The organism is Pseudomonas sp. NFIX49, from assembly GCF_900115915.1.
GTDB lineage: Bacteria > Pseudomonadota > Gammaproteobacteria > Pseudomonadales > Pseudomonadaceae > Aquipseudomonas > Aquipseudomonas pharyngis.
Map to the genome: position 1 here is coordinate 492,253 of NZ_FOYE01000001.1, position 13,633 is coordinate 505,885.

Here is a 13,633-nt window from a genome sequence, read left to right on the forward strand (position 1 = left end):
TCGCGTTTAACCCGGCGCCCGGTCATTGGCGAACATGCTCACGGCTTCCACCGCTTCGCTGGCGCCGTCACGAATCTGCAAAATCACCGTACCGGCCTGATCCGCCAGTTCGACACCCTGCGCCGCGCGACCACGGGTGCCGTCCATGCTCTTGATCGCCTGACGGGTTTCGGTCTGGATCAGGCCGATCATGTTGGAAATTTCCGCTGTCGAGCCGCTGGTGCGTGCCGCCAGTTGCCGAACTTCATCGGCTACAACGGCAAAGCCACGACCCTGCTCGCCGGCACGCGCAGCTTCGATGGCGGCGTTCAGGGCCAAAAGGTTGGTCTGATCGGCAATAGCGCGGATGGTGTTGACAATGGCGGTGATCTGCTCGGAGCGCTCGCCGAGTTGCGCGATCAGGGTTGAGGATTCGGCGATGTCGTCGGCAATTTCGCGCATTTCACTGGCCGCTTGCTGAATCACTTGCGTACCTTGCTCGGCAACTTTTCGGGTGGTCACCGAGATGTGATAGGCGGCGCTGGCACTGCGCGCATCCTGCTCGTGCTGCTCGACCCGAGCGGTCACGTCCGACGCGAACTTCACCACTTTGCACAAGCGGCCGGCAGCGTCATAGACCGGGTTGTAGTTGGCTTCAAGCCACACGGTCTGCCCGCGTTTGTCGACGCGTTCGAATTGGCCCTGAAACAGTTCGCCCTGATTCAATCGGCGCCAGAAATCCTGGTAGGCGCTGCTGTTGACCAGTTGCGCGGGGCAGAACAAACGGTGATGTTTGCCTTTGAGTTCGGCGAGGGTGTAGCCCATGCGCGTCAGAAAATTCTGATTGGCAGTGAGAATATTGCCGTCGAGATCGAATTCGATCACCGCCATGGCGCGGTCGATCGCCTGCAATTTCGCATTGGCTTCGCTTTCCTGCTGCACTTTGGCGGTGACATCCATGGCGTACTTGACCACTTTCACCACGCGACCCGAGTCATCCTTGATCGGGTTATAGCTGGCTTCGAGCCAGATTGGTCGGCCCTGGCTGTCAATACGTTCAAAGGTGCCGGACTGGAACTGGCCGCTTTTCAATCGCGACCACAACTCGGTGTACTGATTGCCACGGGCAAACTCGGGATAACAGAAATGGCGATGGGGCTGGCCGACTACCTGTTCACGGGTGTAACCCATGGTTTTCAGGAAGTTGTCGTTGGCGCGCAGAACGACACCGTCGACATCGAATTCGATCACTGCCATGGAGCGGTTGATCGCCTCCAGCAGGCCGGCTTGTTGGTTGATGGTGTTTTGGAGATCGACGAGGGCAGTCTTGTGGCGGTTGAAAATCATGTTCATGGCACTCTGGAAATAGGACTGAAGGTGGGGTCCCTGTTTCCGCGTCAGCCAGCCAGATATCTCGATGGCTGGAAGCAGTGTGCCAGCATCCCGGCTGGCGGATTAACTTATACAAAACTTTATAAACTTGTACAAGAAATCGATTTTTCTCAATTTTGTACAAGTTTTTTCAGGCGGGTGATCGGCTCAACGCTACGCTGATTGTGTTACGTCCCGTGTGCTTGGCCGTGTACAGCGCCTTGTCGGAATCTTCGAACCACTCAAGGGCATCGGCGTAAGAGGTTTGATAGCGAGCAAGCCCGATACTCAGGCTGACTCGCAGCTCGGGGACGTCGGGATCGCGGTATCGATCCATTCCCTGACGCAGTTGCTTCATCAGCGCTTCGGCCTTGCTCAGGGGCAGGTTGGGCAGGATCACGCAGAATTCGTCGCCGCCGTATCGTCCGGCCAGCTCGCTTCCGTCGAGCACGAACTTCAGCTCGTGACTCAATTGCCGCAGCACCGCATCGCCGACGATGTGTCCGTAACTGTCGTTGATCGACTTGAAATGATCGATGTCGATCAGCGCCAGAATCGCTTGGGAATTGTGCTGCCGGCACTGCTGGAACTTGAGATGCAGCAGGTCTTTCCAGGCGCCGTGGTTGAGCAGGCCGGTCAGGCTGTCGGTGCGGCTCAGGGCGCTCAGAGTGCGTTTGTGTTCGGCGAGTTTGATCGCCAACCGATAGCAAACCATTCCCAAAGCCAGCGGATAAAGCGTCAGCATCGGCAGGCAGGCCCAGACTTGAGTCTGCGTGGCCGTCAGAGTGAACTTGACCCCGAACATTGACCAGCCCAGCAGCACGCCAATCACCTGGGCGAGCGCGCCAAGCCAGAACAGGCGCACGCCACCGGCGGCCACGTTGTTCATGGTCATCATCGACAGAATGGTCACGGTGGTCAGTGGGTTGAACTGGAAACAGGCGGTCCAGAAACCGCCGAACACCGAGTCATAGAGCAGGTTGCGGCGTTCGGCGCGATAGGGAAAGGCCGAGCGGGTCGACCATTGATAGGCCACATGCGGCCAGAGAAAGCCGTTAAACAGCAACAAGGTCCAGAGCCAGGACGGCATGTTCAACGGATACACCGCGGCGCCCACACTGAAGAAGCCGATGCCCAGCCCGATGGCTCGCGGCAGGTAAATGCGTCTGGCGAATGACAAGCCTTTGCCGCGTTGGTTTTCCATGGTGTTCTGCGCCAGATTCATTCTGAAACACTTTGCAGTGTAATTCTTCAGCGTGACCGTTCATCGGCCAATGGCAGGCATTGTCATTTATTCCAGCGGGAAAATTCAGTGTCCTTGTGAGCCATTTACCGTGGCGCAGGCCTGATCTAGAGCTGATAGCAGGCCAGGAACATGTCGATTGCAGAATCGACCACGGCATTTTGCATCGTGCTCTCGAGCGAGGGCTGGCCCAGGGAGATCTGCGGCCAGAAGGCAAAGGTTTTCAGCAGCCCCTGCACTTGATGGGCGGCGAACTCTGGATCGACCGGTTTCAATCGACCATCCGCCTGGGCGGCACGGATCCACACGGTCACGCTTTCCTCACGTTCGCCCATGCGCGCCACCATGTTCTGCGCGCGTTCCGGCGAGTGGATCGCAGCCGCGATGGCGACACGGGCCAGATTCATGAAGTTGTCGTCCGCCATCATTTGCAACTTGGCCAACAGCATCGTTCGCAACTGATCCCGCAAGGGCTGATCGGCCTGATACGACACGGCCTGCTCGGTGCTGATCCGTGCCCACAACTGGTTGAGAATTTCGGCGAAAAGCTCTTCCTTGCTGGGGAAATGGTTGTACACCGTACGCTTTGATACCCCGGCCGTGGCCGCGATCTTGTCCATGCTGGTGACCTCAAACCCGTTGGTTCGGAATTCGGCGATCGCGGCCTGGATGATGGCTTCGCGTTTACGGTCGGTGAGGCGCGTTGGAGCTGTCATAAATTCGATTCGGCAGAAAAAGGTGAAATTACACTCGGCAGTTTACTTGTCACCGGGTTTGATGCAACCTAGAAAGTACACCGATCAGTGTAATGTTGCCTTAATCGGTACAACCTAAAACCAGATGTCCGGCTGATGCGTGCGTGCCTTGGCCATTTATCGTCCCACCGTGGAAAGCCGTGAATTGCGCGGTGTTTCCGGAGTCATTCAGTCATGGCCAAATCCATTGCTTCTGCGGGCAGTCAAACCCCTGAACCTTCGCGTCAGGCCGATGGTGTGTTCCGTAACCACGCGCCGGTGCAGCGTGAAGGCTTGCGCAAAATGCTGCGGATCATGTGGAACATGATCTTCCACAAACCACGCAACACTCGGCCGGCGGCAGCCATTCCGGTGCAGCCACTGACCCGCGCTGACCTGATCGCGGCCCCCAACCACAGCGTTTATCGCCTCGGCCACTCGACCTTGCTGCTGAAGCTGCAAGACAAGTTCTGGATCACCGACCCGGTGTTTGCCGAGCGCGCTTCGCCTGTGCAATGGGCCGGCCCGAAACGCTTCCACCAGCCACCGATCAGCATCGACGAGTTACCGCCGATCGAAGCGGTGATCCTGTCGCACAACCATTACGACCACCTCGACTACGAGGCCGTGTTGAAACTGGCAGACAAGGTCAACGTGTTCCTGACCCCGCTGGGCGTCGGCGACACCCTTATCAAGTGGGGCATCGATGCCGACAAGATTCGCCAGTTCGATTGGTGGCAGGGCACAGAAGTCGCCGGCATCCGCTTCATCGCCACTCCGTCGCAGCACTTCTCCGGTCGTGGCCTGTTCGATGGCAACCAGACCCTGTGGGCTTCGTGGGTGATCATCGATGGCGACACGCGGATTTTCTTCAGTGGTGACAGCGGTTATTTCGACGGCTTTAAACGCATTGGGGAACAGTACGGCCCGTTCGACGTGACCCTGATGGAAACCGGCGCCTACAACGTCGAATGGCCCCACGTGCACATGCAGCCGGAAGAAACCCTGCAGGCCCACATCGACCTCAAGGGCCGCTGGCTTTTCCCGATCCACAACGGCACATTCGACCTGGCGATGCATGCCTGGTATGAACCGTTTGATCGCATTCTTGCGCTGGCCTGGGAACGCAGCGTGTCGATTACCACGCCGAAAATGGGCGAGGCGTTTAACCTGATGCAACCGCAACGTGGGGACGCGTGGTGGTTGGAAATGGAACAAGAGGTGTCAGAAAAGGGGCGCGTTGCTTGTAGCGGCTACAAGGCTGGGTGAGTTTTCCTACCAGCACTGGTTCTTGTTGCTGACAGCCGTTTCCTTCGGCTTCGGTAGGCTTGGTCGCGAGTGAAATGACTCACTCGTGATTGGCTTAAACAAGGATTAGAAAAATGAAATTCCGCTTTAAACGCAGCATGAATACGCTGGCGCGAACCATCCTGCTTTCGCTGACCAGCAGCGTCGCCCTCGCAGCGCCTTCCAGTGCAGCACTTGAATACGCAAGCGCCAGCGAGCTGAGTGCAATGATGGTCAACAACGAATTGACCTCGGTCGCATTGGTTCAACACCTCATCACACGCATTGCGGATATGGACAAGCAAGGCCCGTCCCTCAATGCCATTATCGAAATGAATTCCCAGGCTCTCGACATCGCAGCCGCGATGGACGATGAGCGTGCGCAAGGCAAGAGTCGTGGCCCGTTGCACGGTATCCCGGTGCTGTTGAAGGACAACTTCGATACCGCTGACGGCATGCAAACCAGTGCCGGCTCGTTGGCCATGGTCGGACAACCGGCGGCTCAAGATGCTTTCACGGTTAAACAACTGCGCGATGCCGGCGCCATCCTGCTGGGCAAGGCCAATATGAGCGAGTGGTCGGGCATGCGTGATATGTCTCTGCCCCTGGGGTGGAGCGGGCGTGGCGGTCAGGGGAAAAATCCTCATGTGCTGAGTGAAAGCACCTGTGGTTCCAGTTCCGGACCGGCGGCTGCGGTAGCCGCCGGTTTCACCCCACTGGCGTTGGGGACTGAAACCAATGGTTCGATCAGTTGCCCGGCGTCGGCCAACGGTGTGGTTGGCGTCAAACCGACGCTGGGTTTGTTCAGTCGCTCCGGCATCGTGCCGATCACCCGCCTGCAGGACACGCCGGGCACGCTGACCCGTACCGTGCGCGATGCCGCGCTGCTGTTCAACGTCATGCAAGGCATTGACGTTTCGGACAGCGCCACTGCCGACGCGCCCACTGGCGTCGACTACACCGCACTGCTTTCCAGGAACGCCTTGCGAGGTAAACGGATCGGTTATCCGATCGCGTACACAGGGTCCCACGATACGAAGCTGAGCCCGAGTCTGGAGATGCTGGTGGCTATGGCAACTCTGGAGGAGCAGGGCGCCACGCTGGTCCCGCTGACTGTGCGTCTTCCGGATATCGATGACTACATCGATGGCCTGATGGGCGGGATGAAGCATGAACTGCCCGAATATCTCGCCAGCCGCCAGGGGATGCCGATCAATTCATTGCAGGCATTGATCGATTTCAACCAGGCCATCCCCGGTGAGGAGCAACACGGCCAGCAGATGCTGGAGGCCATCAACGCGTCGGCGCTTTCCCACCAGGAGGCGAGCGTACTGATTACCACCATCAGCCAGAACTTCAAAGACGCTATCGATGAGCAGGTGCGTGAGCACAAACTGGATGCCCTGTTCGCCGAATCGGACGGCTTTTCCCAGTTCTCCGCTGCGACCGCAGGCTACCCGGCAATCACCTTGCCCTCGGGCATGAGCGATGACGACACGCCGACCTCCGTGTTCTTTTACGGCCAGCCGTGGAGCGAGCCACAGTTGTTTGCCATGGCATACAGCTACGAACAGGCTTCGATGGAACTGCGGTATCCGCGGTTCAAGGAGTAAACACCTTGTTGGCAGTGCGTTGTCTTCGACTATTTGGAGCACTGCCGTATCAAGCGAACACCACCTCAATTCGGCCCTCTTTGCGAGAGCGGGGGGCCGGTTTGACCACAATCTGCACATCTCGGCCGAGGTGGGAAAGGCATTCCATCATCTTGGCCTCACTGATGCCGCGGAATTTTCCTCTCAGCATTTCGGATAGCTTGGGTTGTGATAACCCCAAGATTTCAGAAGCTTGAGATTGAGTGAGATGACGCGCTTTGATGATTTCACCGATCTTTGCGGCGAGTTGAGACTTGACCTGCATTTCACTGGCGTCGGGCAAGCCGAGGTCTTGATAGACGTTGCCGCTGCCTTCTTCGATTTCAATCATTTCTAAGTTCCTTTCGCGTGGTCCTGAGCGGCTTGAAGTCTCTTTCGGATCAGATCGACATCGCACTGCGCGGTTTTTGTACCGGTGGTCGACTTTTTCTGAAAACAATGCAGGACGTAAATTGCATTGCCAAAACGGACCGTGTAAACGGCGCGGTAGGTATTCGTATCAAAGTCCTCAATCAACTCGAGGACACCCGCGCCTCCAAACCCCTTCAGAGGTTTTGCATCTGGATGTCTGAGACCGCTTTGGGCCAAATCCAGTGCGTAACCAAAAACATCCTGTACATCAGTGGGCATCTGCTTGAGATCTTTCTTGCTACTGCTAACCCACAGGAGTGGCTTCCTTGTACTCATGCGAAAAATATACCTATATTGGGATAATCTCAATCAATTGGTTCAGTCAGCCATCGCATAATCTCCATGACTCGCTGATTCCGGCATCGCACTTCTGACATTTCCCCCACGCCCCGGCGCAAACCCCGGAAAGAACACCAACCCCTGCGCCTCGAACCGATAGGTCAACGCCAGCCGCACCGCATCCGCCACGTCCTGCTGCGCTTCGAATCGCTGTATGTCGTCTACTGAAACCTTGGCCTCTCGCGACAACTGTTCAACGCTCCAGCCCAACATCCCTCGGGCCTGGGCGCAATGGGTGGGGGTGAACTGGAAAAGGGCGATACGTTCGAGGATGAGGTTCATCGCTGAAGAGGCCATGGTGTGCTCCGGGCTCGAGAGTGCTGATGGAAAATGTACTGTGTTTTTGTACAGTTGTTTTCGGCCGGGATCAAATGCATTTTTTGATTTGCCCTAGTTCGCCGTCTCCAACCAGACGGACGGTGCCTGACCGAGGATCCGGCGGAACATCGTCGAGAACGCCGCCGGGCTGTCATAGCCGAAATCCAGGGCAATCCGCGTCACTGCTTCACCCGCCGCCAGCCGTGCCAGTGCCAATACCACGCAGGCGCGCTGGCGCCATTGACTGAAACTCAGGCCGGTCTGCTGACGAAACAGTCTGTTGAAGGTGCGTAAGCTTACGTGCAGCTGATCGGCCCAATGCTGGGGTGATTGGTGAGCATTCGGCTGATGCAGAAAGGTCTGACACAATTCGAGCAGTCTTCCGTCAGACGGCAGCGGGATATGCAACGGTAACGGTGCACTGCGCACCAATTCATGCAGCAACAGATCGATCAGCACTCCGTCGCGCCCGGTCAGGTCATAGGCCAGCGGCAGCTCCACTGCTTCCATCAGCAAGTGCCGCATCAACGGCGACACACTGATCACCTGACAACGCTCGCCCAGATCCACCGCCCCCGGCTCGATATACAAACTGCGCGTGCTGACCCCCAGCATCAACACCTCATGCGCCACACCCGGCGGAATCCACACCGCTCGCTGCGGCGGCACCACCCAGTTGCCATCATGCGTGCTGACCTGCATCACCCCCGTCGCGCCGTACAACAATTGCGCCCGTCGATGCGTATGACGTGGCAACAGATAGCCGTGGGAATAATCCGTACCGATCGCCACCACCGGGCGTGGCGTGTCATCCAGCAGATTGATCGAAACATTGCGCATCGAGCGGCACCCGGCAGTTGGCGTAAACGCGAACATTATTGGCTGACTTGCTGAAGCAGGCCAAGCACCGACGCTCTATCGTCGACCGCTCCCCAACCACGGACGACGCGCCATGTTCTACCTCTTGCTGACACTTTTCGGCTGCCTGACCGGCATCACCGCCGTGCTCTTCGGCTTCGGCGGCGGCTTCGTCGTCGTGCCGCTGCTGTACCGCATGCTCACCGCGAGCCACGGCGCCGACGACCCGATCAACCAATCCGCCATGCACATCGCCGTCGCCACCTCGACCTGCGTGATGATCGTCAACGCCCTGGTCGCCACCGGCAAACATCGCCGTGCCGGCAACCTCATCCGTGATTACCTGTGGCCCTTGGGCGGGTTCATCGGGTTGGGCGCGGTCGTTGGCGCAATCGCAGCGGTGTGGGTCAGCGGCGAAGTCATTCGCTATGCCTTCATCGCTTATCTCGGCGTAACGATTGTCGATTGTCTGCTGCGACGCGGCTTTCTTACGCAATCCGAAGGCGTTATCCCACGGCGACTGGGAACGCTGGAATCGTCCGGCGGCGGTGTAGGCATCGGCGCCATCGCAACCTTTCTCGGTGTAGGAGGAAGCGTCATGACCGTGCCGTTGTTGCGGCGTTGCGGGTTGAGCATGTCGCAGGCGACTTCGATGGCCAATCCATTGAGCGTGCCTGTGGCATTGGCGGGGACGCTGACTTACATGTTGTTGGCGGGGTTCAGCGAGACAGAAATCGGGCCATGGTTTGTCGGGTATGTGGATCTGCTGGCGTTTGCGGTGCTGACGCTCGGATCGTTGCTGGGGATTCGACTGGCCACGCCGTGGATCGGGCGGATACCTGATCGGGTGCATGCTTGGGTTTATATTGGATTGTTGGTTATTGTGATGTTGGGAATGTCGGCGAAGTAGTTCGCAAGTCGACATTCCATCAATCGACCACTTCCAGTATTTATTAGAGATCAAGGATGCTGATCTTCAATTGCACCGAAGCTGCCAGCAAGTTCTTCAGTCGTGTCCACCAGGGCAAAAAGATCACCCCGGTGGATTTCGCCCCGCCGTCATCAACCATCGAAGATGATGAGAGGGACAGTGGTGTCGAACAGTGGCTGGTGCACGTGATCACCGTGCAACGAAAGCATGTACTGTTCGCCATGCATATCAAGACTCGCTATTGCATGGTTTTCGCCGACATGAAAAAGGCGGATCTGGATGCATTTGTGGGGCAATTCGCTGATCGCTGGTTCAACGGTGTAATGCTTCATGCAACCCATCACGGGCTCTCCGAGTGGATTGATATCGAACCGTTGATTGAGCGATTCCAGTGGATGTGTCGACCGCAGCAGTTCTATCGCCGCAGCCATCGCAGCGCACAAAAACACATCGATGAAATTGCCTGGGTCTTCCAGGACAAGGCCGCAGGGGCCGGTTGTTTACCGCCTCATGAAGTCGCAGCCATGGTGTTCGACGCGCAGATGAACGACACCCCGAGAAACAGCAAGGGCGCCAAGGGTTACTACTACCCGGATGAGGAGATGACCGTTCATTGGCTTCGTCGTTATTGCGCTCTGGATGAGGACGAAGTTCAAGCGGCAAAGACGCGCCGCATGCAAGTGTATCGGGAGATAGCAGCAGTCGAGCGCGAAGCCTGGCTGGAAGAGTACAACCGACAAAACTCGATTACTTAAGCCACCCCCGCCATAATCCGCCCCGCATTCACTAGCGCCGGCACTCACGTCCCGGCGCGACCTCCGACTCACTCAGGGATCGATCCATGCTCAAGGGACTGTTGCGCCTGGCGCCATACGCCGCCGTGCTGTTTTCACTGCTTTCCACCGCTCAGGCTGACGACGGCAGACGTGTGTTCACCGGCACGCTGGGCAAGACGCCGATTGTGGTTGAGCTCAATACCCAGCAGCAGGACGAAGTGACCGGCCGTTACTTCTACGAGAAGTACCACCGCGATCTGCCCCTCAGTGGCGCGTTGCAGGACAGCACGCTGACGTTGGTCGAGGGCAACAATCGCTACGGCGATGACAAGCCTTTGCCGACCCTCAAGCTTGAAGAAACCGCCAACGGTTGGCAGGGTGAATGGCAAAGCCCTCAGGGCAAAAAGCTTGCGGTGCAACTCTCCGAGGCGAAACTCGCGGCGCCCACCTCTACCACGTTGCCCTTCATCGCCACGCTGCCCGCCAGTGAACCGTACGAATATCTGCGGCTACAGGGGCTCAAGCTCAAAGCCATGAAAAAAGAAGATTTCATGGGCTACACCCTGCAATGGTGGACGGAGCCTGAGTCGAAGATTGCTTTGTTTACCGTGGAGTCCGGCCTGCCGAAAGATGACCTGCAGCGGGTCAACCAACAGTTGCTCGGGCGCTTGTGGAGCGAGGTCATCAGCTATCACGGCTGCCAGTTGCAGGGCGGAGAAAACGTCGAGTTCATGCAGCAGGCCCAACCGCAACTGATCTCGCCGGCCGTGGTCAGCCTGAATATTTCGACCAGTTATTATTGCGGCGGCGCGCATCCGGACTTCGGCGATTCGCCGCTCAACATCGACGTGAACACCGGCCATCCGTTGTCGCTGGAAGATGTGTTGTGGGTAGGCGAGGGCAAACCTTTGCTGCACGCCGAGCGCGACAGCTTGGGCGATCAGCCGCTGAACGAAAAAGAAAGTGCAGCGCGCTCGACTTACCAGCGCGAAGTGCTGGTGCCGTGGCTGATCAAACAACTCACCGCGCTCTACCCAGATGAAATGAAGAAACCGGCGGAGAGCGATGAAGACAGTTGCGACTACACCGATGAAAGCATCTGGGGTTATCCGTCCTGGCACTTCACCCCGAAAGGCCTGTACCTGGGCGCCTACTTCGCTCGCGTCGCCCGCGCCTGCGATGCGCCGGAGTGGTCGATCCTGCCGTACTCCCTGATCAAACAACACCCCGGCGCCGTCAAACTGCAACTTCCCCAAGGCTAACCATCACGCCAGCCCCGGCGCTTCACGAATGATGAAGTGATCCAGGTTCTCGATATTGGCATTGAAGACCTCGAAAGGCTTTTCGGGGTTCTTCTTGCCCGGCACCTGCTTCAACTCCGGCGTCACACCATAGAAGAAGCAGAACAACTCCTTGTCACTGTCGATCGCGTGCTTGATCTCTTCGAGAAACGCCTTGCGCTTGCGGTAGTTGTCGATCAGCTTCTTGTTGAGATAGACACTGACCGGATAAGGCTTCTTCTTGCTGTCATCCGGCTTCTTGAACCAGACCTTGTCCTCGAAATCGATCCGGAAACTGGCGCTGTGAAAGTCCTCGATCTTCTTGATCCGGCCCCAGTAAATCAGCCCCTTGTTGTCCATCAAGTACTCGATCTTCTTGAAGAACGAACTGTACGGCGCCGTATGCTCGCCAATCTTCAACGGCATGCGCTTGAGCAAATCCTTGTCCGCGAAGTTCGACACAAAACACTCCACGGGGTGAGCGAAAACACTGGTCTTGTCCGGCGCCGTCTCCCGACTCGGCGCTTCTTTTGAGGGGGAGGTCGCCACCCGCACCGGATCATCCCGCAACACATCCGCCGTCCCCGCTGGCGCAGCAGGCTTGCGCACATACTCACGGCGCGTCAGCAACAACTCCGACGGGAAATGCTCCTCCCGCCCGTCATCCGTTTCCCCATCCGCCGCCTCAACCCCAGACGCCGACGTCTTCAAACTCACATACGGACAACCCGCCACATGCTGCGTACCGGGCAGATTCTTGAAGTGCGGCGTGCGCACGTAATTCACATTCTTGGCGTTGAACGTACCCAACTCGTTGGACGCATCGAACGCCGCACGACAGGCGTCGTTGGGGCACTGGAAATGTTCCTTCGCAGAATCGAACGCCACCGTCTCATCGAAATTGAGATCGCGAACGTCATAGATCGACAGTTTGTCGTCGAGGCTGAGGCAGTAGGCGAGGTCGAATTTCATGGTGGGGCTCGGGTCCTTGAGTGGGGGAGGGGTATTAATAGCGGGTGGTGGGGTGGGTTGCACTGATTGTTTTCAGAATGATGCGGAATCAGTCTGCTGACGATTGTCTTCTCAGGAACTACGGGCCATAAAAAACCGCTGCTTGAAAACTCAAGCAGCGGTTTTTTGATGTCAGCTACGCACCATTCGTGAAGCTTTACGCCACCAGGATTCCTGACGATTAAACGGATCCTCCGCCAGCAAACATGGCATATCCCTTAGCCGAATCCACGGTTCATCCTGCCAGTGCAGTGTGCTCAACGACATCTTGGGCCAGCTCAAAACACTCAGTATCGGACGCTCAACCGAGCGCATCGGACGGGCATCTCGCAGCGCAGGAACAACCTGATGTGTCACCCACTCCCGAAGCTGCCGATATTCGGGACAGTAGTGATAGATCAGCAGCGCATACACACCTGACTCGCTCACCATCAGATGTTCTCCGGGCTCGCCGTAGATCTCCACGCACATCATCTGCCGCTGATCGGCGTCGAGTTTGCGCAGCTGTCGCTCATCCAGATATTTGCCCATCAGTCGCCCCAATTCATGGACGCAGAACCAGGCTTGGTTCTCCACCAGAAGGGCATGCAGGTGGGTTTTGTTACGGACAAATCGAGTTGGAATAAGTGGTTCAGACATGGCGTGCCTCCCGAGTCGGGAGCACGGGAATCGAACGGCGGGTACAGCGATTCGCCTTCATCGTGAAGGCTGAGTAGTCAGGCATTTCCATTTACCTCTGGCTGCTTTCTTAGGGCATTCGTTAAGGGTGTCGGGAGCTAAGAAACCCACCAGAGACGGGCCGGACATATTCCCCTTTCGGGTCTTGTATTCGCCCACTCCCGACATAACGGGACTTTTCGCAGGCGTAGAGAAACCGCAGACGAAAAAAAGCCGCATGACTGTCGGGTGCGGAGGACCGCTCTGGTTTGTAGAGTTTCTTAGGCTCGTCTGAAGGGTAGAATTAACCAGAGAACGCGTCAAGCTGAGCTTTTTTGGTGGGTCGCTGGACGTTTTTTTTGATAGCCTCGAGCTCATTCGAGAGGTTTAGCAAAGCAGATCCGGCACCTTTTAGCTCGCACTCCCACACGATTAATACGATCCAACCCATAGCTTCAAGGGACGCCCGATGCCTTGCATCCCGATCAACATTTTTCTTGAATTTCTCATTCCAAAATTCAGAACGAGTTGAAGGATATGTTGAATATCGGCAACCAGGATGTCGGTGCCAGAAGCAACCATGTACAAATATACAGGTCATCAATTTGGGCAGTACAATATCTGGCTTTCCAGGGAGGTCTTTTCTATGAAGGCGGAACCGATAGCCAAGAGCGTGCAAAAAACGTCGAACTTTGAGTTCAGGCTGCGTGTTTTTTCCATGAATACCAGACATCATTCTCGAACGTGTCACTTGATCCACGACATCCATCTTGATTACTCCTTTGC

General features: G+C 57.0%; 15 protein-coding genes and 1 pseudogene. 5 read left to right on the plus strand and 11 right to left on the minus strand.

Annotation, left to right across the window (positions count from 1 at the left end):
• Positions 1-6: 6 nt before the first annotated feature.
• From BMZ46_RS29730 to BMZ46_RS02265, 4 genes and pseudogenes are all read right to left on the minus strand, one after another.
• Positions 7-567: a methyl-accepting chemotaxis protein gene (locus BMZ46_RS29730; RefSeq protein ID WP_371855247.1), complete on the minus strand. Its 561-nt coding sequence runs from the start codon at positions 565-567 to the stop codon at positions 7-9.
• Positions 553-1,332 (minus strand): annotated as a pseudogene (locus BMZ46_RS29735) (PAS domain-containing protein); the annotation flags it as partial. The gene BMZ46_RS29730 and the pseudogene BMZ46_RS29735, both read right to left, overlap by 15 nt.
• A gap of 169 nt (positions 1,333-1,501) precedes the next feature.
• Entirely contained in the window at positions 1,502-2,554 is a 1,053-nt protein-coding gene (locus BMZ46_RS02260) for a diguanylate cyclase (protein WP_074688524.1), read from the minus strand.
• A gap of 146 nt (positions 2,555-2,700) precedes the next feature.
• On the minus strand, positions 2,701-3,309 hold the full coding sequence (locus tag BMZ46_RS02265; RefSeq protein ID WP_074688239.1) for a TetR/AcrR family transcriptional regulator: 609 nt from the start codon (positions 3,307-3,309) through the stop codon (positions 2,701-2,703).
• A gap of 213 nt (positions 3,310-3,522) precedes the next feature.
• Between BMZ46_RS02265 and BMZ46_RS02270 the strand changes: the two genes are divergently transcribed.
• Positions 3,523-4,596: an MBL fold metallo-hydrolase gene (locus BMZ46_RS02270; RefSeq protein ID WP_074688237.1), complete on the plus strand. Its 1,074-nt coding sequence runs from the start codon at positions 3,523-3,525 to the stop codon at positions 4,594-4,596.
• A gap of 113 nt (positions 4,597-4,709) precedes the next feature.
• Complete coding sequence (locus BMZ46_RS02275; RefSeq protein ID WP_074688235.1) at positions 4,710-6,227, plus strand: amidase family protein; 1,518 nt, start codon at positions 4,710-4,712, stop codon at positions 6,225-6,227.
• Positions 6,228-6,276: 49 nt separating this feature from the next.
• On the opposite strand, the gene BMZ46_RS02280 is transcribed toward BMZ46_RS02275, so the two are convergent.
• From BMZ46_RS02280 to BMZ46_RS02295, 4 genes are all read right to left on the minus strand, one after another.
• Positions 6,277-6,597 carry a helix-turn-helix domain-containing protein gene (locus BMZ46_RS02280; protein WP_039773303.1) on the minus strand — a complete coding sequence of 107 codons (321 nt, stop codon included), beginning with the start codon at positions 6,595-6,597 and terminating at the stop codon, positions 6,277-6,279.
• A 2-nt stretch (positions 6,598-6,599) separates the two neighbouring features.
• The gene (locus tag BMZ46_RS02285; protein ID WP_074688233.1) at positions 6,600-6,953 is read right to left on the minus strand and encodes a type II toxin-antitoxin system RelE/ParE family toxin; all 354 of its coding nucleotides are present in this window, start codon (positions 6,951-6,953) and stop codon (positions 6,600-6,602) included.
• A gap of 42 nt (positions 6,954-6,995) precedes the next feature.
• Positions 6,996-7,313, minus strand: a complete 318-nt coding sequence (locus BMZ46_RS02290; RefSeq protein ID WP_074688231.1) for a helix-turn-helix domain-containing protein — start codon at positions 7,311-7,313, stop codon at positions 6,996-6,998.
• A gap of 93 nt (positions 7,314-7,406) precedes the next feature.
• A complete protein-coding gene (locus BMZ46_RS02295) occupies positions 7,407-8,174 on the minus strand; it encodes an AraC family transcriptional regulator (RefSeq protein WP_074688228.1) in 768 nt (255 codons plus the stop codon).
• Between the two features lie 112 nt (positions 8,175-8,286).
• Here BMZ46_RS02295 and BMZ46_RS02300 point away from each other — a divergent pair, with 112 nt between their 5' ends.
• The 3 genes from BMZ46_RS02300 to BMZ46_RS02310 all read left to right on the plus strand — a co-directional run bounded on the left by BMZ46_RS02300 (position 8,287) and on the right by BMZ46_RS02310 (position 11,161).
• Positions 8,287-9,102, plus strand: coding sequence for a sulfite exporter TauE/SafE family protein (locus tag BMZ46_RS02300; protein ID WP_074688226.1), 816 nt, complete (start codon positions 8,287-8,289; stop codon positions 9,100-9,102).
• 56 nt (positions 9,103-9,158) lie between these two features.
• The gene (locus tag BMZ46_RS02305) at positions 9,159-9,878 is read left to right on the plus strand and encodes a DUF6933 domain-containing protein (RefSeq protein ID WP_074688224.1); all 720 of its coding nucleotides are present in this window, start codon (positions 9,159-9,161) and stop codon (positions 9,876-9,878) included.
• Between the two features lie 86 nt (positions 9,879-9,964).
• Positions 9,965-11,161 carry a hypothetical protein gene (locus BMZ46_RS02310; RefSeq protein WP_074688222.1) on the plus strand — a complete coding sequence of 399 codons (1,197 nt, stop codon included), beginning with the start codon at positions 9,965-9,967 and terminating at the stop codon, positions 11,159-11,161.
• A gap of 3 nt (positions 11,162-11,164) precedes the next feature.
• On the opposite strand, the gene BMZ46_RS02315 is transcribed toward BMZ46_RS02310, so the two are convergent.
• The 3 genes from BMZ46_RS02315 to BMZ46_RS02325 all read right to left on the minus strand — a co-directional run bounded on the left by BMZ46_RS02315 (position 11,165) and on the right by BMZ46_RS02325 (position 13,616).
• Positions 11,165-12,151, minus strand: coding sequence for a hypothetical protein (locus tag BMZ46_RS02315; RefSeq protein WP_074688220.1), 987 nt, complete (start codon positions 12,149-12,151; stop codon positions 11,165-11,167).
• Positions 12,152-12,322: 171 nt separating this feature from the next.
• Complete coding sequence (locus tag BMZ46_RS02320) at positions 12,323-12,829, minus strand: BRO-N domain-containing protein (RefSeq protein ID WP_074688217.1); 507 nt, start codon at positions 12,827-12,829, stop codon at positions 12,323-12,325.
• Positions 12,830-13,151: 322 nt separating this feature from the next.
• Positions 13,152-13,616 (minus strand): very short patch repair endonuclease, encoded by a 465-nt coding sequence (locus BMZ46_RS02325; protein ID WP_074688215.1) that lies wholly within the window; start codon positions 13,614-13,616, stop codon positions 13,152-13,154.
• Positions 13,617-13,633 lie beyond the last annotated feature (17 nt).